We start from the raw sequence: 25,285 nt of genomic DNA, 5'->3' as shown, positions 1-25,285 counted from the left end.
AAACGATGAAAAGGACTCTCGCAATTGTCGCGCTTTCATTGGCGGCGCAATCGGCCGTCGCCGGATGTTTCGGTACCGGATCGTTTAAGAGCTGCACGGATGACAGTGGCAACACGTACAACGTCCAGAAGTTCGGCAACACGACGCACCTTGACGGCTACAGCGCCGATGGCTCGCATTGGAGCCAGAACAGCAACACGATCGGAAACACCACCTATCACGACGGCTATTCCGCAGATGGCGATAGCTGGAACGGGACCACTACCAAGATCGGCGACACGCTCTACAACTCTGGTACCGACTCCGACGGCAACTACTACCAGTCGACCTGCACCAGCTACGGCTGCTACTGATGGGCGCGACCGAGATCGTCGGCGGCATCATCGGCTTCCTTGTCCTCGGCGGGCTGGTGATGACGCAGATGCCGCGCGCATGGCAGACAACTGGTGGCTGGCTGACCGTGAGCCTGGCGGGTATTCCACTGTTCGTAATGCTCATCGGTCTGCTGATCAACGTGCCCGCCCTGCTCTTCGGTGCCCTGGTGCTGACCGGCTTGTATGCCGGCCAGCCCAGACGCCGGCGCTGATCAGCGCTTCGCGCGCATATCCTCCAGCCGCTTGCCAGCCATCTCCGTCAAGCGACCCTTGATCGTCACCAGGCGATCCAGCTCCCGGCGCTTGGCGTCAGCATCAAGCTCGCCCAGACGCACCGCATCCATACGGCCACTGATCGCTGACAGGCGCCGCTGCACCTGGTTAAGCTGCTTGCGCAGCCCCAGCACGTCGCGCTTCTCGCGGATCACCTCGCGCGCTTCGTCCATGCGACCAAGCTCCTGTAGCTCCTTCACGTCGGCATAAGCCTTGCCCGCTTCGCGCAGACCTTCATAGAAGATCGTGCTGTATCGGGTGTATGCCGCTGGCGTGTCCAGATCGCGGTAGAAACGACGGATCGGCTGATACTCGTGCCAGTGCTTTGCTGGCTGGCTTTCTCCATTGGCTGCGCGCCACATCGTATCGACCATGCCTGCCCCCCACGCGCCGACCTGCCCCAGGTAGCCCGCTATTAGGTGGTCTGCCTGGATCGGCGACACCGCCAGCGGGAACTCATCACCGAACACGCGGCTGACGGCCGATGCCGCGCGCGCCGGGGCCGTGGTCGTTGCCCGGGTGCGCAACCCCTTGCTCAGGCGATCCATGCCGGTCGATTCGATCGGGCGACCCGTGAAGGCGTCCACATTCGAATACACGTCCAGCACCGGCTGGAACATATGCGGTACCGGCGAGAACGAGAAGGTTTGCGTCAGGGTGTGACCCAGGCGCTGCGCGAACAGCTTGCCGGTGGCCTTGTCGTCAATGGCCTGCTGCAGTAAGCGCTCGGCCATGGTGGCGATCGCGCCGACCTCGAACGGCTTAGGGATGAAGAAGGCCTTGCCACCTACGCGGACGAACCAGTAGGTATCCTTCTGCCATTCCTCGAGCTTGCGGTATTCCTCGTCGTCGTTGTTCACCAGCATGAGCGCCATGCTCGCCATGGATAGCGCACCCGCGACAGTCATGAATCGCGCTGCCGCTTGCTTGTCAGAGGCATTGCCCTGGCCGAACGCGGTTAACAGCGATGGCTTAACGCCTGCTCGATACAGCTTATCCAAGCCTTGCAGGCGTGCATTGAGGAACGGCACCACGCGGATCAAAAAGCGAACCGCCGGCCAGGCGCCGTGCATCGAGAAGTCCATCAAGTCGCGGGCCTCGAAGGCGGCAGCAAGTTTGCCGCTGCCCTGCTCGTTCTGCTCAAAGATAGCGGCTCGGTTGGCGTTTTCCGCCGTGTTAGCCACAGCGTTCCATGCGTTCCAGCCAGCCTGGAGCGCTTGCGGCACGACCTTTGGCCCGTCGATCAGCTTGGCGCTACGCAGGTTGCGGGTGATGTGCGCCTTAACCTCGTCCGGGTCGTTGCTATAGATGTGGCCGAAGCTGAAGGCGCCGCCGCTGGCAAGCATGCGTGCCCGCTTGCGGGCATCGGTCCAGCTGCTCCCGCCGACCGCGATGTTCTTCAGAAAGTTCTTGCTCACCGGCGAGGTAGCTGTGGCGGACATTGAGTCGCGCAGCAGGTTGGCGATGATGAACTGCGGCGTCACCGTGGTCATGTTGGTGAACAGGCGCTTGAAGAAGCTCATCGCCCGCACTGCGGTGTTGTTCAGCCCCGCATCGCTGAGCGAATTCAGCGCCTCGAAAACCAGCGGATCGCTGATGTTGTACCACTGCTTTTCGCCGGCCTTCAGGACGAAGGTGCTGGCCTTCTTGTCCCGCGCGGCCTCATTCACCGGCTGCGCGATACCCAATTGCTCGGCATTCTCGACGGCCTGCGCAGCGGCTTGGTTTCTAAGGCTGGCCTGCAGCAGGTGGTTGAAGTTCAGCAGTGTGTTCTGCAGCAGGTCGTTCAGGTTCTGGCTGCCACCCTTGAGCTTCTTGTAGGCCTCCTGGCGGGCCAGCCCCTTTGATGCCATCGGGCCGGCAGGCCCGTCTTCATCCATCACGCGGTAGAACGGCACGTAGAACTCGTCGCGCCAGAGTGCGCGGCTTTCAGGCGTGATCACGCCGGTCTGCTCGGCGATCACCAGCACGTCGTCCCGGTACTGCTGGAACTCGGTAAACACTTCAGCATAGAGCGCGCCGCGCGCCTTCCCATGCTCAGTCGTGCCGCTATTGAGGGTGCGCAGCGCATCGATCTCGGCGGCGTCGAACAGGTTTTCCCGGCCTTCGGCCGCGAGCTTGGCGGAGCGGTTGCCGGCGATCCAGCCCATGAAGCGCTCGATCTCCGCTGCGGAGCCCAGGCGCGCCAGCGTCGACCCAAGGCCCAGCGCCTCGCCATCCTGGATGTCGATCACCTTCTGCTGCGGGTCCAGGTAAATACGTCCGTTGTTAAGCATGGCATGCAGTGCGCCGCTGGCCGCCGACGACATGCGCGCCAGCACCCAAGCGCTGCTGGCAATGTCGGTGCTCAGCACATCCTTGCCGTGTGCCGCCTCGTCCAGCTCGCGCAGTGCCGCGTAGCGGTCGACAAGGCCTTGACGGATCTTCAGTAGCGCCCGGTCTGAGTGCTGGCGGAACCAATCGATCGCCTGCTGCTTGGCAGTCCGGGGCGCGATCTTGTTCAGCGCTTCCTTCTGCTTGGCGGTCAGGTCGGTGAATGCCTCGGAGGTATGCTGTCGTTTGCCAGCCAAGGCGTAGCGGGTGCTTTCGTCCTTGGTAACCCCGGCCTGACTCTCGCGCAGCCAGCGACGGGACTGCTCGCCCAGCGCAAGGATATCGGTGTAGGTCCACGGCACTTGCGGGAAGAGTGCGCGCAGCAGTTCGCGGGCCTTCGACAGTACACGTTGCAGCGCGGTAGGCCGCTCACCATCCTCGATCAGGTGCGCAACCATCTCCTCGGCGATCATCAATCGCTGCTTGCGGGCATCGAGCTTCTTCAGGACCTTGGCATAAGCCTGGCGAATCTGCGCGATGCGCTGGCGGCCCTTGGCCGTTGCTGCCTGGCTGGCATACAACCGCTCCATGGTTGCGTCCAGTTGGTCGCCTAGCAGGCCATGAATGCCGCGGTGGCCGACTTCTTCGTGCACGGCCGTAAAGACCGCGTCGGCAATGCTGGCATGGTTGCCGGCGACAACATAAGTCGCCCCGCTGCTGTAAATCCCGCGCAGCTCATCCGGCGCGATGCCGTCACGCTTGGCTCGGATCCGCGCTGACAGAGGAAGATCATCGAACGTCTGCACGACCTTCACGCCGGCAAGTTCCGCAACCCCCGACAGCGCATCCGTTACATGTTGGGCCTTCGCTCCAGACCCTTCGCCCAGCCGGTAAAGGCTGACGCCTGCGTCCGTTTCGCGGGCTTCGATGGTGGAGAACAATTTGTCGAAGGCTTCGTTGACGGGGCCTTGCTCGTCAGCGGTCAGGTACGGGTACCGATCCTGACTGCGCGAAAACTCTTCGAGGCTGCGCACGTTGGCCAGGTAATCATTGCGATAGCCGCGATCGGCCAGCTTCGCAATCACGTAGGTTTCAAAGGAGCGAGCGCCGCGCTCGATGATGCGCGACCAGTACCCATCTGCGGCTCCCTTATCCAGAACGGCCGAGCGTTTCGCCATCGGCGACTGGTCGAGCGTGGCAACCAGCTCGGCGAAGGCCTTCTCGACTTTCGGTCGAACGCCTTCGGGGTGGGTGGGATCGGAGGTCCAGTTCGCCTCAGCGTACAGCGGTGCGTTCGGATGATTCGCCTGGTACATGTCCAGCTTGGCGCGGGTCATGCGCTGCGCCGGATACTTCTTGTTCACCAGCATCGGTTCTGGGCGGTACGTGATGTAGGAGGCTTCACGCACCTTTCCGGCATCACTCTCGCCACGCTTGCCGGCGAAATAGTTGTCGAGCGCATGAAACCATTCGTGCGCCAGCGATCCCGCACCCTTGGTCTTGGTCAGGTTGATGACGACGGTGCCCGGCTCGAAGTGAGCGCTGGCACGGCCTCGCCCGCGCGACCCGAAGCCAATGCCCAGGCGACCTTCAAGGCTCAGCGCCTTTGGCGGCACGCCGATCACTTCGGCCAGATCCATGAAGGAATCGTAGGCGTCATTGAGCATGCCCTGGCGGCCTTTGCTGCCATCACCCTGCGCAACCCAGTTACCGAACTCGACGCCCCTGAACCCAAACGCCTCAAGGAACTGTTCGGGCGTGATGTCCGCCCCGCCGCGGTGGTCGGCACCTGTGCGGACCTCGTTCAAGCTGCGGCGCATATCCGCCTTGGTCACGTTGTCGCGGTTCTTAACCGCGTCCCACGCTGCGACCAAACTGTCATGTTCGTTGGCGATGTGGTCCCTGGCCTCTGCCACGTTCTTGAATGTTGCCAGCCGGCGGGTTTCTCGGTCACCGCTTTTGGCAATGAAGACCTCCCCAGTCGCGCGGTCCGAATAGACGTCGAACTGCATCTTCTTCTCGGGCGCCGAGTTGAGATTCAGGGCCAAACGAATGTCATTCATCGCCTCAGCAATCGAACCCTTGCCGTAGAAGTGCTTACCTCGGCCGTCGATTTCCACCTCTGCCCAGGAGCCCGGTACCATCTGCCCATCCTTGCTGAAGCTACCGACGGCCATGCTTACTCGCCCGATCCGCCCCCACTGCGAGCGATCGATACCCATCAGCAACTCGATCTTGTCGGCCACCGACCGCAGCGAAGGGCTGAACGCTCGCATCTTGGCGACCGTCGAGTCGCCGCCCATCCGCGACAGCTCCGCAAGCAGCTCGCGCGCCGCCTTCACTTTGTTCACCCAGCCGGCAATCCTGTACGAAGCCCGGGGTTTGGTGGGGATGAAGTCCCGCACGGTCTGGTAAGCAGCCGCGTGGAAGCTGTCTTCTATGCGGTCAATCTCGCCCTTTGGCCATAGCTCGCTGAGCTTGCTGTTCGCAATGCTCTGGTCGTCCATGTTGTCCAAGCGCTCGCGCACGCCGCGCAGCTCATCCTTGCGGGCGCCACCCAGCTTCTCGCCGAAGTCTTCGACCTTGACGGGCTTGGGCTCGGCAGTGGGTTTTGCAGGGCTCGGCTTCTTAGCCAGCTGGGTCGCTTGTTCTTTCGCTTTGCTGGCTGGAGTGGCTGGCTGGGCACCGAACATATCGTTCTGCCCGCGCGCGGCGGCAACGTCGGATATCCGGTCTGAGCCGGTCAGGGTGAAATCTTCGCGGTCGCGGTCGGCCTGAACCTTTTGCTCGGTCTCGCGCTCCTGATCGGCGCGAGCCTTCTCGGCGGCAGCGTTGCGCTCCGCCTGCTCTTTCAGTCCTGCTTCGGTTTGCTGTTCGAGGCTGAACGACGTGCCGCGATCTTGTCCAGCAGGTCCAGCTTCTGCTGCATCAGCTGCCCGTACCTCGTCATCTCGCCGGACGGCTGCGTCCTCATCGAGCGGATTTCCGTCAATGAAGGTTTCGGTTCTTTCTGGCTCATCAGAGATGAACTCCTCATACCTTAATGCGTCTTCGTCGAAAGCAGCGTCTTGCGATCTTGCGTGTGCCGCAGCCTCAGCGCCGTACTCGGCCTCGATGCGGGCGTATTCAGTTTCGAGCTGATCACGCTCAGCGGCCAACTGCTCGTTTATGCGCTCGAGCATTTCCAGCTCGTACTGTTCCAACTGCCGTGCAGAGTCTGGCGCATAGTGTGTTTTTCTGCCAGCCAGTTCATCTCGCAAGGCGTCCTGCAGCCAGCTCACGCCGCCGTCTCGGTCCATTTCGCCGGCTGGCACATAGCCGTGCTGGTCGAGCAGCGATGCCATGTCATCCAGGCTGGTACCGGTGTTGTCGCTCCATAGCGCCCCGACACCTGGAATGTTCTTGTTGCCCTTGGTGTCGCCAGTTGTGTCCTGCTTCCACTGGTTGGTGATGCCGCCGAGACGAATGGCTGCTTGCACCACGCTATCGCGGTCGCGATCCACGGCGCGCCGTACGCCCTTTGGTTTGGGCTTTTCCTGCGGCTCCTTCGTCGCAGCAGCGGCTGCCGCTGGCTGGGCGATTGGGCTCGGCAGAGCGAGCGGCTTGGAAAGCGCACCGCCTTTCAGCCACGACTTGAACTCGGCCACCGGCATGGCAGTAACCGGGCCGACCTGCCAGCCTTCGTCAAAGTTGGCGCTGTACGCTTGCACCGCTGTCGCTTGGTCGGGATAGCCCAGCATGACTTTATGTTCGTCGAAGCTTCCGTCCTGCTGATTGAGCTGGTCGACAACGAATACCTGGTCGCTGTGCTGCTGCGGCCCAACGTAGACGTCGACCTGCTCGCCGTCGGCGCCAGTGGTGCGCTTAATGTAGCCGTAGTGGTCGCTCATGGTTCGGCGCCACGGGGTGCCGTCCGGCCCGGTACCGCTGCGCTCGGAGCCCCTTGGATTCTCAATGGAGATATCCAGCCCCTGAACGCGGACGCGCCCTTTCTTGTAGTTGCCGGCCTCGATCTGTGCCGGCGTCGGGGCAGGCAGGTCGTTGTTCGGAGAAGTTGCCGCCTCATGCGCCGCCTGATCGAAAGGGCGCATCTGGTAGCGCTTGGGATCTGCCGGCACGCGCACGGCAAAGCCGCCATCGACTTTGGCGACCGTAGGGTTACGGCCTGCCCTCTTAGCTTCGCGGAACGCCTTGCTGGCCTTCGCTGCGCCGTGCGCCTGGAACGGCTCGCCATTGGTGCGGTTGATGAACTCGAAGTCGTCATCGCGGCGGATGGCGGTCGGCGCCTGCTGGTCCATGCCCCGGCCGCCTGCGAGCGGGCGCTCAAAGACCTGCGGCGCCGTCGCGCCACGCTGCGCAATGCCCTGACCGTCGACCACGATGGCCTCGGGCGCCGGCAAGGCTGTCTGCTGGGTTTTGCCTTCCAGGGTCTGGCCTTTCGGGGGGGCGGTTTCAGCTATCCGCTGACGGCTCCCGTGCTGAAACTGGCCTTCAAGCGGTGCTGGCTCGCCGTGTGGCACCTGGCGCTCCATGCCTTCGCCACCCACCGGGCGATCAGCGCGGTTGCGCGGATTGATCCATTGGCGCCCCTGCTGGTCGGGCTGCATCTCACCGTCGACGTTGCGCACCGGGCCCACGTTCTGGACGTTGCCCTGGCTGTCGGCGTAAAAGGTCGGTTCGGGCGATGGCAGGCCCTGCAGTCCCGGCGCCGGCAGCGCAGCAGTTTGGGGGGTGTCGTCGAAGGTAGCGTCGGCTTCTGCAGCAGGATCGGCAGGGCGCGCCACCGGCTGCGGACGGCCCAGCGCTGCGCCAAGGGTCGCATGGCCTGCGCCACCCATGGCGCCCAGCACGGCGTCGCCGAAGGTATCTTCGGTTAGGGAGCGCTGCTCGCCGATTACCTGGTTCGTCGCAGCGCGGGCCGCGACGGATTCGCCCACCTCTTGCGCGCCCTCAGCGGGAGCATCCAGTGCCAGGCCGCCAGCCAGCCGTCGACCGACGCCGCCGCCGATCTGGCGTTGTAGCGGGCCAAGCGCATAGTTCGTCATTGCGCCGCCCAGCGCGCCAACCGGAGCCGCGCCCTGGAACGCGGCAGCGCGTGCGGTAGCAGAAACATGGGCGCGAGCATCCGCCTCTTCCACGCCGCCCGCGCGAAGCTCGCGGTAGAGTTCTGACGCCTGCTGAAGCTCGGCGTCCGGCATGGCCGCAAGGCGTTGTTCCACTTCATCGCCAGCGGCCCCGCCCGCCTGTAGTCCACCAACGCTCGCCATTCCTGCCATGCGCGCCTGACCGCCGGGGATTGCCAGCGCAGCGGCCTGAGGAACGAACTGGCCCACTAGGTTCGCACCATGCAGCCCGTAGCCGGCGAGGGACGGATCATCGCCCATGCTCCAGCTGGACGGATCGAGCACGTCACCTTGTGGCGTGCTGGCTTCCAGAGCTTGCTTGGCCGCCTCGGTCTTGGTGGCCTGAATTTGCTTACCCGCTGCGTCGATCTGGCGACCTGCCGGACGAAACAGCAAGTCGCTCGGTGCCGGAATGCTCTTCAGCGCATCCACTGCCCCGGCGGGCAATACCGCACGGGCGCCTCGCTCAACCGCATTTCCCGCCGTAGTCAGTAGATCGCCGAAACCGCTGACGACCGAGCCGGTGCCTACCAACGCGCCACCCGCGATCTCCTTGCCATAGTCCATGGCTTCGATGCCGCTCTGCTCGGCTGCCGCATCGTTGGCCGACTCGACTGGCTCCGCTGTCTGGTACTTGGCCCATGGCCCGGCCTGCTCTGGCTGCGGCTGGTCAATAGCGGGTTGCTGCTGGTATTTCTCCCAAGGACCCGCCATCACTTCTTACTCCAGTTTTCAGGGTCCGCAGGGTCGCCACCGAGGAACTCGTAGCCGTCTTCGACATGGCCGACCTTCGGCCCCTGCTGCGGCTGTGAAGGCTTGGGCTCTTGCCTGGCTTGCTGCTGACCAGGAACGCCGGCAAGGCCCAGATCGCTGGCGAGCCCTTGCCGCGCCTGAACAAGCTGCTCGCGTTGTTGACGCAACGCTGCTTCCGCTTCTGGATCTGGAAAGGCCTCGAGCTGGGAGTCGATTTCCTTGATCTGGTTGGTGAGGAAGGTCACCCGGTACCGGTCGCCAGCACTGATGCTGCTGTCGCTGCCGCCACGCTTGAGACGCACCAGTTCGTCACGGGCCTGCTGGTCGCTCATACCGTTGGCTTTGAGATATTCGAGGGTCTTCACGTCGCTGCTCGGCGCATAAGCTCCGCCGGCACCGGCTGACTTCCGCCCCACGACGCTCTTCATTTCGCCGGTCGCGGTATTGCGCTGTAGGATTGCGCCGTCTGGGCCTTCGACCCGTTCCCACTTCTCGGCTTCCTTGGGCAGATAACCGGAGCTACGCAAGTAGCCCAGCATCTTGTCGCGGTTCTGGCCGAGCGCCTGATAGATCGATTTCGCGCCCATCACCGGGCCGATCGCCTGATCGATCTCGTACTGCGCGACCTCGTCGTCTTCGCCTTCCAGGCCGCGGTTCACCGTCATTGGTGCCAGACGCTTATTGCCCTGCTCGTCCTCGACCTCCAACTCGAAAACAAACGAGCCATCCTTCTGCCCGGGATACATGCCAGCCAGGCGCTTCTTGCCACCGTTTCCGCGATTGACGCGCGGCGCATAGAAGTCGTTCATGGCGTCTACGGTCTGCTTGCTGAACAGCGAACCCTCACCCTTGGCCAGTTTGTCGGCGTACTGCACAGCCGCTTCGGTCTCAGGGCGGAACAGGTGACGCGGGTCAGCCAGCTTGTTGCGCTCGAACGCCTGCTCGAGCTCTGGGGTGATGGGCGCATCGATGCCGCTGGCCCAGCCGGTATAGAACTGCGCGATCTGCTGCTGGTCCTGCTGCTTTTGGCGATCATCCTGCTGCGCAGCAAACTCCTGCTCGCGCATATCAAGCCCGCGCTGCTGCATCTGTACCTGCTGATCAGCGCGTGCGCTGGACGCCTTCCGGTGGTTATAGGCGTCCATCATGTTGAAGCCTTGCACTAAGCCATCGAAGGCCCCGCGCGTATCAAGTCCTGCCATGTTGCCTCCCGGCAATATGTGAGCCCGAAGGCGCTGTTACATGAACGAGCCGGCGACAAGCCCAACGACACCGCCGACAACGGCGCCAACGGGCCCGCCGACCTGGGCGCCCATCATCGCGCCGCTGGTGGCCATGCCGACCTGCGACTGCTTGCGCTGAGCCTTTTGCTGTTGATCGGCCTGTTCCTCGAACATCTTGTTCTGCTGCTGTTGCTTGTCCAGATCCTGCAAGCCCCGAAGCGCCTCGCCTTGCATCTGGTTTTTCAAACCGAGCAATCCGTATGACATAGCTCTACCCCTGCTGCTGGCCGGTTGTTGGGAGATTCGATAAACCGAAACCGCCGGCGAGAATTTGGTCCTGCATATCGCGCGCGGAGATCTTCGCCTCGTTATAGGCCGAGGCGCCGTCCGCGGCTTGGCCAAGAGACAGCTGCCGCTGTTCGGCGGTCTTTTGTGCATCGGTCAGATTGATGCCCATACCGGTACGCTGCGTTTGCAAGCCCTGCGCTGTGTTGGCATAGCTTGTATTCACCGCGGCAGCAGCACCCGCGCCCTGCCTGGCGGCGTAGGTTTCGTCCTTGGCGATATCGGCCAACTGTTCGATGTAGGGACTGAAACGGGTTTTCCAGTCGTCCCATTGGGCCCGGTATAACTGGCCGAGCACTTTCGAGGCGCCTTGGTCACCCTGCAGCGCGGCGTTCGCGTCGATGTAAAGTGCCATATCAGCCTCCGTAGCTCAGGCCGTTGACGGAACCGCTACTGAGCCCGTAGCCGTTGTCGAAACCGGAAAGCCCGGCGCTGGAGCCGGCGCCAGCCGCAGCAGGCGCTGCGCTGAATTTGTTCATCCCGTAGTTGGCTGCAGCACCTACCGCAGTACCGAGTAGCTGCAGATTGGCGCTGCGCCGATTGAAGTTGTTGGCGGCGTCACTGCGCGCATCGGCTGCCGAAGTCGCGGCAATATCGCTCAAGCCGGCCTGCGCCTGGGTCGATTCGCCGGAGCCCATGGCGACGATGTTCTGCAGGCCTTTGACCTGTTCCGCCTGCTGCTGAAACTGAGCCCGCCCCATAGTTTCGCCGCCCTGTTGTGCGTTCTGCTCGGCGAAGTCCGTCTGGGTGCCCAGCCAGCGCCCGCTGTTCGGGTTGATACCGGCCTGCCCCAGTTGCGCATCGACCTGCTGCAGCCCCTGGCTCAAGTTATCCATGGACGCCTGATTGGTCCGGCCGCGGATGTAGCTCATGCGCCCCGCCGAATCCATATCTTCGACGTTGGCCATGTACTGGTCTTCCAGCGGGGCGAGGTTGCTCTGGGCGAAGTTCCATTTCTCCGCAGCCACCTGCGCCGCATAGCGCTGTTCTGGGGTGTCCTTGACCGTGTTGTCGCTGTCACCGCCGCCGCTCATGGATCGGCCCTCCCTGTCTTGAATTCGTTCAGGTAGTCGTCCAGCTTCTCCTCATGGAAATGCCGGCGAATTTCAACCGACACCTGCTGCATCCAGGCGAAGCCGCCAATCAGGCCGGCACACTGAACGACCAGGCTCGTCAGCTGGTCGCGTAGGACAAAGGCCAACGAGCGACCGTGCCTGTCGCCGTCACGCTCCAGCGTCACGCTGTCGCGCCAGTCCTGCAGGGCGGCAGCCATGAGCGGGCGCAGCGTCGGTTCATGGGCGCGGTAAAAGGTGTTCGAAGGAATATCGATCATCGCTTCCCAGAAGGCGCGGTAGATCGCATCACCAGTGACGGGCTTGTCGCCGTCAATCAGGTCATCAAGAACTTGCGACACGCGGAATAGCGCCTCGCAGAAAAGAATCGCCGCGGCGTTATCTTTCAGCACATGCTGAAGAAACGCCCGCTCATTGGGCTGTGGCATCGTTGTCTCCCGACAATGACATGAAGTGGATGATAGCAGCGCAGCGCCACTATGCAGAGCATCAGAGACCGGTTACATCAGCGATCAACATTCGCTGGGGAGCATCACCATTGGCTACTTCCCAGACTCGCCGACGCTCGATCGAATGCGTCCAGTTGTAGCGGTTGAGATAGCGACACTTGAAAGTGCCGTCCGCCATGAGCGCAGCCGCGCGGACGTACTCATAGCTAACGCTGTAAGGACGATCGGCAAAGCGGTAGAGGCGATATTGCAGGTGTGCATTAGAGAACTGGAAAGCGAACTTCCTTGTACCCTGAGCGAAAGCTGTCTTCGCTGTGAAAGCGTACCCGGATGCATTCATAACCTCAGGGTTGTCCGGCTTTCTCGTGTCGACGTACACCCCTGCCAGGCGCAGGAACGGACGTGCGGTGCAGAACATCAACTGGCCGTCCTCCCTGTACAACTCGAAGCCGCCACTGGACTCGTCAGCTACCACCGGCCCGAAGGAGTAGTACTCGAACAGCGCCCCGCGTGACTCCGAAAATATCCGGCCTCCTTGCTCGACCATGTGATGCCCGGATATCGAGCGGTAGAACCGCACTGTTCCGCCATCATCAGGAACAACGGCACTGCCGATATATGAACGCCCGTCGAAGCCAGGCCCATTGATGTTGAAATCAGTGGTGGTGAGCTGCCCTTTTCCGTACAGCACCAGGTTCGGATAATCGTTGCCAGCGATCTTGTAGCCGGCGTCGTTGAATATCTCGAAGCCAGGCATCAGAACGCGACCACAATCAGCTGCCTGGCGCCACGGAAGCCGCCCGAGTAGTAGCTACTCTTGCGGTTCCATTTGATGCTCTGGCCGTCTTTCCAAACGGACAACGCACATTCGTCGCCCTGGAAGTATACGAAATCCAGTGAGTCTGGATCGATGTCCGGATAGGCTTTGCTGCCCGCACCTAAGTTCGGCTGAAAGATGTCAATGATCCGACCGTAGCGGCCCGTGCCATCCATGATCAGATTGCCGGCTGGGTCGTACACTTCGAGGCCACTAGGCATATCACCAGTTCCCCATGCGCAGCAGCAGCCTGCCGTTCGGGTACCACATGCGAATGAGGTTTTCCTGCAGCTCCATGCGACCGCCAGTGCCGCCCCCATTCATCTGAAATCCGCCGGCCTTGTCCAATTGCCAGCGCGGGCGCCCGTGCCCATCGGTGGCGCTCGACTTGAGCACTCCGCTGATGTTCGCATCCCCGACGCGCAGACTGTCGACATCGAGCATGTCGGCCCGCAGCTTGCCCGCCAGCGTGGTGATCGGTTTGCCGGCGGCATCGAAGATCTTGCCGAAGGTGATGGGCCCGAGCTTGCCCTCTTGGATCGATGCGTCGCGGATGAAAGCGCTGTCGATGTAGACCTTTCCATCAATGACCATGAACGGCTTCACCGCTGACGCTGCGGCGCCAGGCCGTGCGATCCAGAAGCGGTCGGCCAGCACCGCGAAGTCTGCGGTCGCGCCATCGTTAACCGCACCGAAGCCGGATACGTAACCGTTCACATCCAGCTTCAGGTTGTACTGGGCCGAGAGCCCGTCGATGCTCTTCGAATGCTGCTGGATGCTCGCGGTGTTCTTACCAACGGTCGTTTGCACCGTCTCGACGCTTTGCGCCAAGGCTTCGTCAGCAGTCGACCGAGCTGTCTGCTCTCGCTGTATCGCGGCGGCTGCATCCTCGTACCGGCTGTAGAGTGTCTTGATTTCTTGAGCCTGGGCCTCGTCCGCCTGGATTCGCTCGGTGCGCTCACCTTGCACACGAGCGGCCACCGATCCGGAGACGGACGCCGGCGCATCGATCAGGTCGATTCGGGTGCGCAGCCCTTGCTCGAGCTGCGACTCGCCCAACTGACCGGACAGCTGCCCCAGCAGATACGCCGCATCGGGCAGCGGCTGGGCAAAGGTGCCGTTCGGTGAGTTCGGCGGCCCCTCGATGTTGGAGGTCGAACTGAAGGTGATCCAGTAGTAGTAACCCGGCAGGCTCAGCGGGTCATCGACCGCAATCGTGTCGTTGCGCACCACATCGCTGTAGAACATCCCGGCCTCGCGCCCGATGATCTGCGCCGTGGCGAAGTTGTCCTCTTCGCTGCGGTAGATATTGGTGAAGGCGTGGTTGTTGTACTGCTCCTGCGGGCGCTCCCATGTCAGGTGAATCATCCCGAAGAAACTGCCATCCGCCGCGAAACCAATCGGCCGCGGCGGCACGCTCATGTCCTGCGGGCCGGCGGGCTGGGTTAGGCCGGCATCCGGATTGCCTGGCACGCGCAGCTTGGCCAAGCCGCCGTCGAGCAGGTCACGCAGCGTGAGCTTGCGGTCGAGCTTGTCACCGCGCACCCCCTCACCCGTTTCTAGTATCTCGGCCATGGCCGCGAACAACGGGCGGAGTTCAGCCGGCGCCTTCGGCGACAGCGCCGGTAGCGTCTTGCGTCTTGTGGTCATCGGTGCCTCCCGGCAGGCGATAGATTGGTCAGACGATCTCGCTGGGCGAGGAAGCGATCTGGACGGACTGTACCTCATACGCGGCGACCACCTCGACCTCCCAGTCCCGGCATAGCGCGTAGCCAGCCGGCAGGCGGAACAGGTCGCGGCTGGCCACGGGTAGCTCCAGCATCGTCACCCCATCAGCAATCAGGCGTAGCGTAACCGGGTACTGCCGAGCAATCACCTTTGCGCATGAAAATCCGCCACTTCCGGGCGCTATCTCATGTACTTTCGAGCGCCAGCGCAGCGTCATTGCCGCGCCGCTTCCCCAGGCCGTGATGCTGTTCCCCTGAATCAGGCACAGCTGATCCTTGTCTAAGTCGTACCAGCCGGCCGTGGCGCTGACGTCGAAGAATTCGAAGCCCTCGCCTGGGGTGAACGCGAAGCATCCGCTCTGATAGAACGCGAGGTATCGGCCATCATGGCGATAGGCGTGGATCGTCTCGGGCTTGAGCGCTTTCCATTGCTCCTTGGAAATCATGGTCTTGGTCAGCAGCTGCGCGGATCCTCCGCCGACCGCTACCAAGCCATTGGGTGAGGCATAAACGGCATATTCGCCCATGTCCACGAGCGAGCGACCGGACACGCACGGCTGATCCTCGTCCAGGTGCATATCGGCCATGGCCGCCGGCGACGAGCCGGTAATCATGTGCGGGCGCCCATTGGTGGCGACCACCAGGCCGCCCGCCACGGCAGCGACGCCCACAATGTCCTCGCTGAAGGCGAGCTGATACGCGACGGGCCAGGCGTGCGGGTAGAAGGCTTCGCTGAAGCACAGCGTGTTGCCGAAGTAGCCGGCCAAGAAGCCGCCCGGCAGCGCGGTCAGCCCCACCAGGCGGTCATCCGGCATATCCCATTCCAGCGAGGGCAGCGAGACACCGATATTTTCGCTCGGCACCGCGTCGGTGAACGAGCCCTGCGCCGCCGGCACATCGCCGACATGCTGGAACACGCCAGACGACTCGGCGCGGTAGATGCGCTTGGTGATGATGTCGTGCGCGCCGCTCGGAATGGCCGGCAGGCTCAGGTTCACCGAACCGCCCGCAGGAGCATCGTCGACCATATCCCAGCGGATAATCGGTGTACTGGCGAAGCTCGGCGGCCCTTCCTCACCGAAGCGGCTGATCAGCGTCACCACATAGGACGTCTGCACCGCGGTCAGCGGTTGCTCATCGTCGGATACACGGTCGGTCGGCGCGGCGACCACGGGTGCTGCGGCCGGCGCCGGAATGCCAAGGCGGAAACTCCGCGCAGGGAAAGGCTGCGCGCCGCCGGTGATTTCAGCGATGCCGCCCATCTTCGGCGTTCCGTCGCCAGTCCAATAGACGCGCTGCCAGGCGTCATCAGCCAACGGCGACTTCACGGCATGCACCGGCTTGCCGTTGCCCCAGATCATCCAGAAGCCGGCACCATTGTTCCCGTTCGGGTAGCGGTATAGCGACGACGGAGCCACGACATTGGGCAGCCCGGTTATCGGGCCCGGTGCGCGCTCCGGTTTGAGGGTGCCCCGGCGAAGATAGACGTTGCGGGCGACCTGTGCGTTCTGCTCCGGCAGCAGGCGTTCATCCACGATGGGCATTTCACCGCGGAAACCGGCCAACGCAATCTTCATTTCCGGCCACCATGCTCGAGGCTGAAGTGGTTGCCGTCGTTGAACCGACCGCCCCAGGTGCCGCCAAGCGACTCCCAGTATTCCCCGAGCGGGGCGTAATCCTCGCTCCGGGTTAGGTACTGCCCATCCTTGAACAGGTTGAAATCCACGGCCAAGCGCTCCTTATGCAGGCTGACGGCAGAGCTATACGACTTCTTTTCGCCAACCTGGCCGTGCACGCGCGGGTCACGGTAAGCATCGCCGAAGGTCAGCTCGTAGCCCTGCTGGTAGGCGTACTCAATTAGTAAGCCGATCAGGCGGGTGAACTGTCGCTGTTTCTGGCCAAGGCTCATGGTTTTCTCCAAGCAAAAAAAAGCCCGTGCGGGCTGTCAGTGAATTGCGTATGCGCTGTGCGTAGAATTCTCAATTTGTAACTAACGAGGGATCTTCCGATGTTCACATCACTGATAAACGACACTGATCAAGCCACCCGGCTGCTCAATAAACACCGAAGCTGCTGGGCAATGATCACGAACCGTTTCGCGGATATGGCCGACAGCTGGAACCGTACTGGCTTGATGTACTTGAAGGTGCCGGCCACCTACGATGAGACGCAAGCGCTGATCAAGCTGGGCACCCAACCCTATGGGATAGTCGTTGAAGTGCAGCTAACCCAGGCGATGCATGAAGGGCAGGTAGTCGGACGGCTTTTGGTGCGTAAGCTCGACGAGCTAAGCGCAAAGCTTGCGGGCATTGGCAGCTTCCTGGTGGACCGCCAAGGCGTCTTCCTCAACGAAGACGGGGAGCCGCTTTTTGATGAAGACATCGGCCATGCAGAGGGCTATCTGGTGCTATGTAACGTGCTGCTGGCAGCTTTAGCTGTAGACCAACACAAGCCCCAGGGTTGAGGGGACGTCCCTGGACGCAGATGTTTCGCTCCCTCACCGTTTCGAGCCGTAGGTGCCGCGCCAGCTCATTTCTCCCCTTGTTGTACCGCGATTTAGCCAATACTGATGGCGACCAACATCAGCCACGCCCTGCACCGGGCCAGCCCTCCTCCAGCATTTTGTCGAGGAAGGTGCCGTCTGCCAGTGCCTGCAGCAAATCTGCCTCTCGATCGAACGCGGCCTGCACATGGGCGCGAACGGTAGTGGCCATCGCAATGATCTGCTGGCCTTCCAGATCAACAAAGCCGGCCGGGGTTTTCCAGCGAAGGGCATACGCAGAATCCAGCATGGCGGATACCGCGGCGCCGGTGATCAGTGCCTGACTGTCGCGCCCTGTGTCGATCGCAATGCCATTGACGGTGATGCCTGCCGTCTCAGCTTGCCACCGGCGCGCCGCGATATCTGCGACAAGAGCTTGTCGAGCCTGTGCCGTCTTGTCTTCGGCGGTGATCAGTTGGCTCCAGTCGATGCTCATGCTTCGATTACCCCTTCTTCCACAACGGGTTCTTCGATTACTTCTGGCTCCGGCTCAGGGTCGAGCGGCAGCGGGATAGGGCCGTCTTCGGTTACGTGGATCGGCTCAGGCGCAAAGTGACTTCCGTCTGAGATATAAGGAAGCCGCAGGGTCAGGCGCAGCTCGCCGTTGATGCGCGATACGGGACCGACGATCCATTCTGATGCAATGGCGTCAGCAGGCAGCGTGCCGCCTTCGGGAAGCTGAGTGAAATCGAAGGGCTGGCCGTTGAGGGTCAGCACGTCGCCGGTGAGGGAGGCGGTCAGGGTTTCGTCTAGGCGGACGGGGGATAGGGTGATGTGCATTGAGTGCTCCTTATACGAACCAACGCCCGCGGGCGACGTACCCGAGGCGACCTGTCGACGTGCCGGATGTTGAACTGACGAATCCAATCAGCTCTACGCCCGATGTGGTAAGCCCTGCATCACCTCTGGTTGTTGCGCCGTGGCAAATTGCGCCCACCTCTCTATAAAAGTGAGGGGAGACAGTAGGCGCTGCTGCGAATGCAGCGGGAAAAACGAAGGCAACCGCACCTGTGTTGTATGTGGTGGTCCCGCTAATCTGCTTGGATGCGGTTCTCACCGTGCTCTCGGTATATCGGCACTCCATAGTGCCGTCAGCCCACTTGACGTACTCCCCATTCGCATTACTGCCGCGCTCGATGATCGCGCCCGTGGGGATGCCAGCGGATTGGGAGACGGTGCCGAGGATGTTGCCCGAATGCACAAGCCGCTTGAAGTTGCCTACCGGCGACCCCCCACGCCAGTGCCTGAACCAGATAGCGTTAGGATTGGAAGTGTCAGAATCGTTTACGTTGAAAAGCAGCTGCATTCCATAGGTCGGGGTGCCTATAAACTTCTGTTGGCTACGCCCGCCCACCCCTGCCGGCACGCCAGTTACGGTCAGCTCGCCGCTGTATTCGCCCGGCGCTTGAAACACTTCCGTGGTCGGTATGCTTATTCCTGCGGCGCCCAATCCAAACGCCCCCACCGCCATCAGCGCCCCGGCAGTTGTGTCGGCCGGGCCGGTCTGAACATTCGCAGTAGCAGCAGTACCTAGTCCTGTAATCGTCCCCACACCCTGCGTACCGGTATGGGTCTCACGGTCCCGCAGCTGGGCATCGGTAGCGTTAGCGGTAGCGCCGGACGCTATGCCATCGAGCTTGGTCTTCATGGCGCTGGCAGCCCACCAGGCGGCGACGGCTTGACGTACACGCTGGGCTGTCCACGCACGCCGTGTTGTCGCTGTGCCTGCTTCAGCTTCCGCTTGAGCTACCGTGGTGGCTGTCCACTCGCGGGTATCGGTCAGGCGGGCATCACCTGTGCCGACCTTGCCATCCAGCGCTGTCTGCTGGGCAGTCGATACCGGCTTGTTCACGTCGCTGGTGTTGTCGACGTTAGCCAGCCCAACATCACCTTTCGCCAGGGCGACGACACCAGTTTTGCCAGCCACAGAGGTAATGGTATTGACCTGCGCGCCCGCAGCGATGCCTGACAGCTTGGTCCGCTCGGCATCCGTCATCAGCGACTGGCCAGTAGCCTTGTCGACCTTGCCATCGATACCCGCATTTAGCTCATCGAGAATCGACTGGAAGTCGCCTGCCATCAGTGCCTGGTAGCAGAAAACGGGGCCAGTCCAGTCACGAGCGGTCGTGCCTTCTTGGCCACGCTGCAGCCCATACAGCGCCAGACCGGTCCGATGGCTGTAGCGGATGACCTCGACAACGCTCGGGTTGCCGGGGCTATCCGTAAGCACTAGCACGCCGCCAGCCTCGGGTGGCAGTCTGTACGGCGCTACCGCAGCATAAAGTGCGACATCTGTTGCCGAGGCGGCCAGCGGCGTGACAATTCGACATTGAACGAAGTTTTCAAAGCTGCTCATTTGTCGCGCACCTTGATCTTAAATTCGATTTCTTTCGTGCGGTCCTGCTCAGTCGTGACGATGCAGGTCACCGTGTAATCCACGTACTGCGTGCCGCCACCTAGCCAGAGCTTGAAGCGCACAGGGTTCGCGCCTATCAGCACAATGGCTGGGTGCGGCGAAGGCCCGGCTTCGAGCGTCGGCACTGGCTCGGCGGCACTGGCCACCAGCACCGCGACGCCCTCGATGTCATCGCCGGGAATCGATGCGAACCACTCGCTCATGTCCACGTCGTAGTCGAGGATGTCGCGCGGCTGCTTGGTAAATGTCGTCACGGACAATCCTCACGCGGCCAGCAGCCGCAGTTCTTCGCCGATAACGATCAACCGGGCAGCAGAGCCAGCCACATGCGTGCGCTCCCCGGGTGCCGGTAGTAGATCGTTGATTTGGTTTGCGCCCTGCGCATGTGCTTCTGCCGACGCGACGCCCGCCCCAATCAAGCGTCGCCGGCCCTGGCCTTGAACCAAGGCGTTGGCGATTGCTGATTTCCCCTGAACGGCTAAGCCCGTCGCACCTGATCGCGCGTTCGCTTTCGCTGCAACACGATCTGGAACAGCCGTGACGGTACGGCGCCCAACGATCATGGTGATGCTGGCGGCGCTGCCGGCCTTGCCACCGCCGACGACAACGCGCACCCCGTCGCCGATGCAGACAGCTGAGCTATTGCCAGGCTTGCCGACGACGCGTGTTTGATGAGTCTCACCACTACCGGTGCCGCTGGCTTTCGCCGATGCAATTGCCGCCCCATTGGCCAGGTACCGACCCGCCCCGATTGCCGTGGCTCTGGTATCACCTGGCGCAGCGGTCGCTCCCGTAGCCGTTCCCAGCCCATCGCCATCGCCGTGAGCCGACGCCATGGCCCGCCCTTTCCCACCGATCTGACATTTGGGATAGGCAACGATCTGGGCAACCGCGCGACCGGTTTGAGCCTGGTGGATGCCGACCGTACCCGCCACGGCCGTTACTGTCGCAGCTCCAATGCCATTGGCATCGAACTCACGAACTCCGCCTCGGGTAACAGCCGCGTCCCCCATGGCTGCCGCGGGTGCGTCACCGATGCCCGCAACGCCAATGGTGAATGCGGCAAGCGCAGAACCACTGGCCGGTGCTAGCCCAGAACCGGCTGCGCCCAATTCAAGCGCAGGCGCCCCGCTTCCGGATGCGAGCCCCTGCCCCAAACCGTGCCCAACGTGGTAAGTCGTACCGAAGCCGAACGCACGCCCTATGGCCGGTTTCGCATAACCGAGCTGCCAGGTCTGAACGTCCGCCTCCCCAACCGCAAGCGCTTGCGCCTGACGCGGGAACAGCTTGACCCGCCGAACCGGAGCGCCATCCATGCGCGCATTGGCATTGCCGAAGCTGTAGGCGAAGTATTCGACCGATGCGGCGCCGGCCGCTTGCGCGGAGCCTGCGATTGCTACAGGCAGGGGGCGGAAGTCGACAGATGCCGCGCCAGACGCCTCGGCCTTGCATGACAGTGTGGCAGGGTAATTTCCTGCAACCCGTCGACAATCGCCACTTGCAACCGCAACAGCAGTCGCCTGCCCTTCAAAATGGCGAGTGACCTCGTTCTGCGCGTATGCGCCGGCCGTGCACGCGGCAACGCCCGACGCGATGACGAGCCCCGCGACGGCTCCGCCGAATAGTGAATGACCGATACGCATGGGCTTAGCTCAGCGTGATGATCAGGGAGCCAATCGGAAACGACAGCACGTCGGTCGGATCCAGGGTCTTCGGGTTGAGCATGGCAGCGTGGTACAGCAGGTTGCCGCTGTTCTGCGCATCGAAGATGCCCCAATGGGTGATCGTCTTCTGCGCATCGACGATGGCCGGGAAGATCAGGTTGCGGGCGTTGCTGGTCGATCCGTTCGCCGGCACGGTGAAGCCGTCGGATGCGACCGACGCGTGGGCACGCTGACGAACATAACCGCTGTCGACCAGCTCGGCGCCGGTACCGGCATCAGTGGGATCACCCGTAAACAGCGCAACGTACACGCCACCTCCGGTATAGGTGCCGCCGCGCAGGGTGGCGTTGATCAAGGTGCTTTCGAGGTAATCGGAAAACGCAGACATAGGTGGCCCTCCCGGGCTGACTTGCAGGATTCAAGGGGTGTTTCGGGTATCAGATGAAGCGCCGGGTTTGCATCCTGACGCTGCCGGACTGGTAACCATCGACGGCCAGGGAACGCGCTTCGGCCTGGTAATCCAAGAACTTGCGCCGGCTGTGCTCGGCCAGCTGCACATCGCGCCAGGGTTGCGGCAGCATCAGCAGGCGCGAGCGGGCCCCATCGAGCAGCGCTTCAGCCCAACGGCTAATCAGCTCGGCGGGCATGTCCTTGCCATAGGCCGGGCGGCAAGCGATCGCGCCAAGCAGCGTGACGCTCTGCGGGGTGGTACGCAGAAACTCCACGCCATTGCTTCCGGTCTGGCGGTAGTCCAACCCGGGCTTGAGCTCACGACCGTCCTGCAGCAGGCGCACGATTCGCAGCGTTTCGGCATCCGACGGCACTTCCACTTCCGCGAACGGAGTATTGGCGCCGACAACCGCCGGACCGTCGCTAACGATCCAAGCGTTACCTTCGCTGCACAATTCGCGCTGCGCCCAGCGGAGCATGTCGCGGATAGTCGGCAGGGGGCAGCCCGGCACCTCGATGATCAGGCTTTCGACCAAGTCATTGAGGCTCATGCGGGCGCACCCTTACCGGCCCGTTCACGGTTAGGGCTGAAGACAATCCCTGCCTGAGCCTCGGCGCCCAGCATGTTCACGAACGAACTGCTGTGCATCTGGGCCCGCTGCAGGTTTGCCGCATGCTCAGCGTCCTTGCTGTACGCGCGGGCCAAAATGTAGTCGACGATGGCAGGCGCGAACGAATCGCCGAGCCGGATCACTTCCGTAGAACTGGCCGTAGCCTGGGCATTCGCATGCGGCTGTGGCACCGCCGAGTAGATGATTTCCAGCTTGGCCGTCGCAGCGGCCGGCGGGTAGACGTAGAAGTGCCTGGGGTCATGATCGTCGAACACGAACTGCTCGATCGTGACGCTCGGGGTTTCGCCGTGCCAGCCGCGGCGCGTGGCGTCCAGAGCGTTGCGGCTCGTCTTCATCACGCTGTAGCCGTTCGACCCTGCCGCCGTGTTCCGTACGACGTCGAGCAAGCGGTGGCCATCGGCCGGCAGCTCCTGGCGAGAGCCCACTACACAATCGACCACCTTGTTCACTGAGCTGGCATCAGGCTTGATCGCCACAATGGCCTGATAGCTTTCGTTCAGCCAGCCCAGCAGCTCTTCGTTCGTCCAGCGCGTGCCGTTCTGCGTAACCTCTTGCAAGATCAGCTTCACGCGCCGGATGACCTCGCCCACGGTGGTGATCGCCATGGCTTATACCTCTTCCAGGTCGGCCAGCTTGGACAGGGCCGGCGTCCACAGGACGGTGCGGCCGGTGACCTTGTGGCGCAGCAGGCGATTGCCTACGGCGGGTTTGATCGCCGGTTCGGGCGCTTCGTCCAGAGCAGGCGGGGTTACCGATGCTGGCGTTGGTGTGACGATTGACGTTGTCGCTGCGACCGGCTGAGGCGCAGCAGCAGTGGATTCTGGGTCAGGCGTTGGAGCGGGCGCAGCAGCTGGCTCAGGCGCTTGCGCGGCAGCGGTGCCGTTCTCCGGACTTTCGCCAGGACTGCCAGTGCCGGTTTCGCTGCCATCAGCATCATCGTCGCCACTCTCTTCCACAGTCTCGCCAAGCCCCTTCAGCACCTCGGCACGCAATGCCTTGAGCGTTTTACGCTTGTCCAGATCGAGGGAGAGCTCGTCCTTCACCAGCGTTTCGAGCGCATCCTTAGTTGCTGCGGCCTTCACCGCTGCAATCAGATCAGCTAGATCCATGAATCGTTACTCCAGAAACGGCAAAGCCGCCCCGAAAGACGGCTCTGCTGCAGGGGTTAGCCGCGAGCGGCGTACAGGTGGCCCATGGCTTTCGGGTCGATGACCTTGGAGCCGTAGACGTTGAGGCCGCGCACCAGCTTGCCGAAGTCCTGCGGGTTGGGCAGGGTCTCCATCTGGGTCATCTGGCTGGCGAAGGTCAGCGCCTTCTTGTGGCCGAACATGATGTTGGTCGCCTTCTTCGCCGCGGTGGCGTCGTCGACGATGCTCATGTTGTTGCTGATGTACACCGTGAAGCGATCCAGGGTGCCGAGCTTGCCGTTACGGAAGACCGACTGCGCGTCGCCCATGATCGAGGCGTCCTTGAGGTCGGACTTCTTCAGCATCCCGCTCATCCAGGCCGGCAGGATGACCCAGCGGCCGGTCTCCGGCACGTTCTGCTCGTCGAGTACCGAGCCGCAGTCCACCAGCACGTCGAGGACGTTTTCCTTGGTGATCGCGATCGGCGCACCGGCAGCGCCCAGGTTGTAGCTGGCCGACTTGGCGCCAGCAGTAGCGCCGGCGTTCTCGGCAGCTGCATCGACGTAGTGACGGGACAGAATGTCGGTGTCGATGGCGATCTTCATCTGCTCGCCGCCGTCGTCCGAGAACTCGTCCATCAGCTTGATATCGGCCTGGTAGCGGTCGATGTCGTTGACCTCGAAGGCAAAGTACTTCGCCTTGTCGATCTGCAGCTCGACCTTATCGCTGGTCGGCTTCTCGTAGGTGAGGCCGCCACCGATCTCGTAGTCCTTGATGGTGATCGACGGCACGGTGCGGATCTGGACGGTATCGCCCTTGTTCTTGATCTCGCCTTCGTAATCGGTGTTAGCAATCTCGCCAAAACAAGTGCTTGCGTACAGTTTCTCAACCAGTTTCCCGGACCAAATTTCCGGAATGAAACCGGCGGTGCCGGACGAGCTGTAGTTGGGTGCGCCAGCGGCGCGGGTTGGACCTGCCATGTTGTGTTACTCCTGAACGTGACGCCTCACGGCGTTACAGGGCGCTATCAGCGGATGCGGCCCTGAGCCTGAGCGGCAAAAATATCGGCTTCGATTGCGGCGGCCTGATCCTTCGGATAGCTCGCCTTGTTCCGGTAGAACTCGCTGATTTCAGCGCGCGTCCAGACCTTGCCCTGCTGCGGTTCGGGCGCAGCGGAGCGTGTCTGACGCGGCTGAACAAGCTCGTCCGGGATGGTTTCTTGCGATGCCTTCGGCGCTACCGCGGCGAAGGACTTGAAGACCGCAGCCACTCGATAGGGATCAAGTGCTTGCTGAGCCCCGACCAGCAGTTGCTGGCGAGGCTGGCCGCTCAGTTGGTCGATCTCGGCAAGCCACTGATGGAAAGCCGGATCGGCGTTGACGGCGCGGAAGTTCGGTACCTGCGCTTCGAGGTCAGTCCAGAAACGCGCTTCGGCGTCCTGTCGCTTCTCTTCACGCATCTGGCCCAGTTCGCTCTTGATCTCCTGCAGGTCGCCGTTATTGCTTGGGGCGGCGGCGCTGCCGGCGACACGCTTGATCAGGTTCACCAGATCCGGGCCGTACTCTTCGATCTCCGCTTCGGTCAGGTCGGACATCGCCTCCTGGGCTCGCTGGACCGCAGACGCCGGTTGTTGCTTGTCGGCGGCGGCCAGCTGATCTTTCAGCGTGGCGATTTCCTTACGCAGCGCGGGAACCTCGGCGTTGTATTTGCCTTGCAGCACATCGAAGCGGTGGCGCCAGTAAGCAGCGTCCCGGGTTTCGGGCTGGGGTTCGGGTGCGGGTTGCGCGGCAGGCTCGGCGGGCGTTGGCTGCGGTTCAGGCTCGGGAGCCGCTGCGGGAGCGGGATTCTCGGGTTCCTCGGCGGCCGGCTGATTCAGCTGGTCCTGCAGGGCCTTCGCGGCGTTCGCCTGGTCTTGCACTGAGCGGGGTAGCATTTGCGGTCTTCTCCAAACGGGGTGAACCAGCGACTTGCTGGGGTTCACGGT

General features: G+C 62.5%; 25 protein-coding genes. 3 read left to right on the top strand and 22 right to left on the bottom strand.

Annotated elements, in window-relative coordinates; genetic code table 11:
* Positions 1-5 precede the first annotated feature (5 nt).
* A complete protein-coding gene (locus tag BUE09_RS06420) occupies positions 6-353 on the top strand; it encodes a hypothetical protein (protein WP_073299862.1) in 348 nt (115 codons plus the stop codon).
* On the top strand, positions 353-586 hold the full coding sequence (locus BUE09_RS06415) for a hypothetical protein (RefSeq protein ID WP_073299861.1): 234 nt from the start codon (positions 353-355) through the stop codon (positions 584-586). The genes BUE09_RS06420 and BUE09_RS06415 overlap by 1 nt, the downstream gene beginning before the upstream one ends.
* Here the strand turns inward: BUE09_RS06415 and BUE09_RS06410 are convergent, their stop codons facing one another.
* The 11 genes from BUE09_RS06410 to BUE09_RS06360 form a co-directional block, all read right to left on the bottom strand.
* Positions 587-8,797, bottom strand: coding sequence for an LPD38 domain-containing protein (locus tag BUE09_RS06410; RefSeq protein ID WP_073299860.1), 8,211 nt, complete (start codon positions 8,795-8,797; stop codon positions 587-589).
* On the bottom strand, positions 8,797-10,038 hold the full coding sequence (locus tag BUE09_RS06405; protein ID WP_073299859.1) for a hypothetical protein: 1,242 nt from the start codon (positions 10,036-10,038) through the stop codon (positions 8,797-8,799). The genes BUE09_RS06410 and BUE09_RS06405 overlap by 1 nt, the downstream gene beginning before the upstream one ends.
* Before the next feature lie 36 nt (positions 10,039-10,074).
* Positions 10,075-10,326 (bottom strand): hypothetical protein, encoded by a 252-nt coding sequence (locus BUE09_RS06400; protein ID WP_073299858.1) that lies wholly within the window; start codon positions 10,324-10,326, stop codon positions 10,075-10,077.
* Between the two features lie 4 nt (positions 10,327-10,330).
* Positions 10,331-10,759, bottom strand: a complete 429-nt coding sequence (locus BUE09_RS06395; protein ID WP_073299857.1) for a hypothetical protein — start codon at positions 10,757-10,759, stop codon at positions 10,331-10,333.
* 1 nt (position 10,760) lies between these two features.
* A complete protein-coding gene (locus BUE09_RS06390) occupies positions 10,761-11,438 on the bottom strand; it encodes a hypothetical protein (protein WP_073299856.1) in 678 nt (225 codons plus the stop codon).
* Positions 11,435-11,905 carry a hypothetical protein gene (locus tag BUE09_RS06385; RefSeq protein ID WP_073299855.1) on the bottom strand — a complete coding sequence of 157 codons (471 nt, stop codon included), beginning with the start codon at positions 11,903-11,905 and terminating at the stop codon, positions 11,435-11,437. Before BUE09_RS06385 ends, BUE09_RS06390 begins: the two co-directional genes overlap by 4 nt.
* 61 nt (positions 11,906-11,966) lie before the next feature.
* Entirely contained in the window at positions 11,967-12,683 is a 717-nt protein-coding gene (locus BUE09_RS06380) for a hypothetical protein (RefSeq protein WP_073299854.1), read from the bottom strand.
* Complete coding sequence (locus BUE09_RS06375) at positions 12,683-12,964, bottom strand: hypothetical protein (protein ID WP_073299853.1); 282 nt, start codon at positions 12,962-12,964, stop codon at positions 12,683-12,685. The genes BUE09_RS06380 and BUE09_RS06375 overlap by 1 nt, the downstream gene beginning before the upstream one ends.
* A 1-nt stretch (position 12,965) precedes the next feature.
* Entirely contained in the window at positions 12,966-14,393 is a 1,428-nt protein-coding gene (locus BUE09_RS06370; RefSeq protein ID WP_073299852.1) for a phage tail tip fiber protein, read from the bottom strand.
* 28 nt (positions 14,394-14,421) lie between these two features.
* On the bottom strand, positions 14,422-16,047 hold the full coding sequence (locus BUE09_RS06365) for a hypothetical protein (protein ID WP_073299851.1): 1,626 nt from the start codon (positions 16,045-16,047) through the stop codon (positions 14,422-14,424).
* The gene (locus BUE09_RS06360) at positions 16,044-16,379 is read right to left on the bottom strand and encodes a M15 family metallopeptidase (RefSeq protein WP_073299850.1); all 336 of its coding nucleotides are present in this window, start codon (positions 16,377-16,379) and stop codon (positions 16,044-16,046) included. The genes BUE09_RS06365 and BUE09_RS06360 overlap by 4 nt, the downstream gene beginning before the upstream one ends.
* Before the next feature lie 171 nt (positions 16,380-16,550).
* On the opposite strand from BUE09_RS06360, the gene BUE09_RS06355 reads away from it, so the two are divergent.
* A complete protein-coding gene (locus BUE09_RS06355) occupies positions 16,551-16,934 on the top strand; it encodes a hypothetical protein (protein WP_143164632.1) in 384 nt (127 codons plus the stop codon).
* Positions 16,935-17,052: 118 nt separating this feature from the next.
* On the opposite strand, the gene BUE09_RS06350 is transcribed toward BUE09_RS06355, so the two are convergent.
* From BUE09_RS06350 to BUE09_RS06300, 11 genes are read right to left on the bottom strand one after another with little or no spacing between them, the layout of a single operon-like run.
* Positions 17,053-17,448 carry a DUF4376 domain-containing protein gene (locus BUE09_RS06350; protein WP_073299848.1) on the bottom strand — a complete coding sequence of 132 codons (396 nt, stop codon included), beginning with the start codon at positions 17,446-17,448 and terminating at the stop codon, positions 17,053-17,055.
* Positions 17,445-17,792, bottom strand: coding sequence for a hypothetical protein (locus BUE09_RS06345; RefSeq protein ID WP_073299847.1), 348 nt, complete (start codon positions 17,790-17,792; stop codon positions 17,445-17,447). Before BUE09_RS06345 ends, BUE09_RS06350 begins: the two co-directional genes overlap by 4 nt.
* 10 nt (positions 17,793-17,802) lie before the next feature.
* Positions 17,803-19,368 carry a hypothetical protein gene (locus tag BUE09_RS20460; RefSeq protein ID WP_073299846.1) on the bottom strand — a complete coding sequence of 522 codons (1,566 nt, stop codon included), beginning with the start codon at positions 19,366-19,368 and terminating at the stop codon, positions 17,803-17,805.
* Positions 19,365-19,682 (bottom strand): phage fiber-tail adaptor protein, encoded by a 318-nt coding sequence (locus BUE09_RS06335; protein ID WP_073299845.1) that lies wholly within the window; start codon positions 19,680-19,682, stop codon positions 19,365-19,367. The genes BUE09_RS20460 and BUE09_RS06335 overlap by 4 nt, the downstream gene beginning before the upstream one ends.
* 9 nt (positions 19,683-19,691) lie before the next feature.
* Positions 19,692-21,071: a hypothetical protein gene (locus BUE09_RS06330; RefSeq protein WP_073299844.1), complete on the bottom strand. Its 1,380-nt coding sequence runs from the start codon at positions 21,069-21,071 to the stop codon at positions 19,692-19,694.
* 4 nt (positions 21,072-21,075) lie between these two features.
* Positions 21,076-21,480, bottom strand: coding sequence for a phage tail fiber protein (locus tag BUE09_RS06325; RefSeq protein ID WP_073299843.1), 405 nt, complete (start codon positions 21,478-21,480; stop codon positions 21,076-21,078).
* 49 nt (positions 21,481-21,529) lie between these two features.
* Positions 21,530-22,093: a hypothetical protein gene (locus tag BUE09_RS06320; RefSeq protein WP_073299842.1), complete on the bottom strand. Its 564-nt coding sequence runs from the start codon at positions 22,091-22,093 to the stop codon at positions 21,530-21,532.
* Positions 22,090-22,779, bottom strand: coding sequence for a phage adaptor protein (locus tag BUE09_RS06315; protein ID WP_073299841.1), 690 nt, complete (start codon positions 22,777-22,779; stop codon positions 22,090-22,092). Before BUE09_RS06315 ends, BUE09_RS06320 begins: the two co-directional genes overlap by 4 nt.
* Positions 22,780-22,782: 3 nt before the next feature.
* Positions 22,783-23,283 (bottom strand): hypothetical protein, encoded by a 501-nt coding sequence (locus BUE09_RS06310; RefSeq protein ID WP_073299840.1) that lies wholly within the window; start codon positions 23,281-23,283, stop codon positions 22,783-22,785.
* A 56-nt stretch (positions 23,284-23,339) separates the two neighbouring features.
* Positions 23,340-24,281 (bottom strand): phage major capsid protein, encoded by a 942-nt coding sequence (locus BUE09_RS06305; RefSeq protein WP_073299839.1) that lies wholly within the window; start codon positions 24,279-24,281, stop codon positions 23,340-23,342.
* Between the two features lie 47 nt (positions 24,282-24,328).
* On the bottom strand, positions 24,329-25,234 hold the full coding sequence (locus BUE09_RS06300; RefSeq protein WP_073299838.1) for a hypothetical protein: 906 nt from the start codon (positions 25,232-25,234) through the stop codon (positions 24,329-24,331).
* Positions 25,235-25,285: the final 51 nt, after the last annotated feature.

Source organism: Stutzerimonas xanthomarina DSM 18231 (assembly GCF_900129835.1).
In the GTDB taxonomy this organism is placed as follows: Bacteria; Pseudomonadota; Gammaproteobacteria; order Pseudomonadales; family Pseudomonadaceae; genus Stutzerimonas; species Stutzerimonas xanthomarina.
Note: the sequence above shows the minus strand (reverse complement) of the source record. Positions and strands in the feature narration are given on the sequence as shown.

What these genes read in the sequence shown, in the direction of transcription:
- BUE09_RS06420 (WP_073299862.1), top strand. Translation starts at nt 6, where the DNA reads ATGAAAAGGACTCTCGCAATTGTCGCGCTTTCATTGGCGGCGCAATCG.
- BUE09_RS06415 (WP_073299861.1), top strand. Translation starts at nt 353, where the DNA reads ATGGGCGCGACCGAGATCGTCGGCGGCATCATCGGCTTCCTTGTCCTC.
- BUE09_RS06410 (WP_073299860.1), bottom strand. Translation starts at nt 8,797, where the DNA reads ATGGCGGGTCCTTGGGAGAAATACCAGCAGCAACCCGCTATTGACCAG.
- BUE09_RS06405 (WP_073299859.1), bottom strand. Translation starts at nt 10,038, where the DNA reads ATGGCAGGACTTGATACGCGCGGGGCCTTCGATGGCTTAGTGCAAGGC.
- BUE09_RS06400 (WP_073299858.1), bottom strand. Translation starts at nt 10,326, where the DNA reads ATGTCATACGGATTGCTCGGTTTGAAAAACCAGATGCAAGGCGAGGCG.
- BUE09_RS06395 (WP_073299857.1), bottom strand. Translation starts at nt 10,759, where the DNA reads ATGGCACTTTACATCGACGCGAACGCCGCGCTGCAGGGTGACCAAGGC.
- BUE09_RS06390 (WP_073299856.1), bottom strand. Translation starts at nt 11,438, where the DNA reads ATGAGCGGCGGCGGTGACAGCGACAACACGGTCAAGGACACCCCAGAA.
- BUE09_RS06385 (WP_073299855.1), bottom strand. Translation starts at nt 11,905, where the DNA reads ATGCCACAGCCCAATGAGCGGGCGTTTCTTCAGCATGTGCTGAAAGAT.
- BUE09_RS06380 (WP_073299854.1), bottom strand. Translation starts at nt 12,683, where the DNA reads ATGCCTGGCTTCGAGATATTCAACGACGCCGGCTACAAGATCGCTGGC.
- BUE09_RS06375 (WP_073299853.1), bottom strand. Translation starts at nt 12,964, where the DNA reads ATGCCTAGTGGCCTCGAAGTGTACGACCCAGCCGGCAATCTGATCATG.
- BUE09_RS06370 (WP_073299852.1), bottom strand. Translation starts at nt 14,393, where the DNA reads ATGACCACAAGACGCAAGACGCTACCGGCGCTGTCGCCGAAGGCGCCG.
- BUE09_RS06365 (WP_073299851.1), bottom strand. Translation starts at nt 16,047, where the DNA reads ATGAAGATTGCGTTGGCCGGTTTCCGCGGTGAAATGCCCATCGTGGAT.
- BUE09_RS06360 (WP_073299850.1), bottom strand. Translation starts at nt 16,379, where the DNA reads ATGAGCCTTGGCCAGAAACAGCGACAGTTCACCCGCCTGATCGGCTTA.
- BUE09_RS06355 (WP_143164632.1), top strand. Translation starts at nt 16,551, where the DNA reads ATGATCACGAACCGTTTCGCGGATATGGCCGACAGCTGGAACCGTACT.
- BUE09_RS06350 (WP_073299848.1), bottom strand. Translation starts at nt 17,448, where the DNA reads ATGAGCATCGACTGGAGCCAACTGATCACCGCCGAAGACAAGACGGCA.
- BUE09_RS06345 (WP_073299847.1), bottom strand. Translation starts at nt 17,792, where the DNA reads ATGCACATCACCCTATCCCCCGTCCGCCTAGACGAAACCCTGACCGCC.
- BUE09_RS20460 (WP_073299846.1), bottom strand. Translation starts at nt 19,368, where the DNA reads ATGAGCAGCTTTGAAAACTTCGTTCAATGTCGAATTGTCACGCCGCTG.
- BUE09_RS06330 (WP_073299844.1), bottom strand. Translation starts at nt 21,071, where the DNA reads ATGCGTATCGGTCATTCACTATTCGGCGGAGCCGTCGCGGGGCTCGTC.
- BUE09_RS06325 (WP_073299843.1), bottom strand. Translation starts at nt 21,480, where the DNA reads ATGTCTGCGTTTTCCGATTACCTCGAAAGCACCTTGATCAACGCCACC.
- BUE09_RS06320 (WP_073299842.1), bottom strand. Translation starts at nt 22,093, where the DNA reads ATGAGCCTCAATGACTTGGTCGAAAGCCTGATCATCGAGGTGCCGGGC.
- BUE09_RS06315 (WP_073299841.1), bottom strand. Translation starts at nt 22,779, where the DNA reads ATGGCGATCACCACCGTGGGCGAGGTCATCCGGCGCGTGAAGCTGATC.
- BUE09_RS06310 (WP_073299840.1), bottom strand. Translation starts at nt 23,283, where the DNA reads ATGGATCTAGCTGATCTGATTGCAGCGGTGAAGGCCGCAGCAACTAAG.
- BUE09_RS06305 (WP_073299839.1), bottom strand. Translation starts at nt 24,281, where the DNA reads ATGGCAGGTCCAACCCGCGCCGCTGGCGCACCCAACTACAGCTCGTCC.
- BUE09_RS06300 (WP_073299838.1), bottom strand. Translation starts at nt 25,234, where the DNA reads ATGCTACCCCGCTCAGTGCAAGACCAGGCGAACGCCGCGAAGGCCCTG.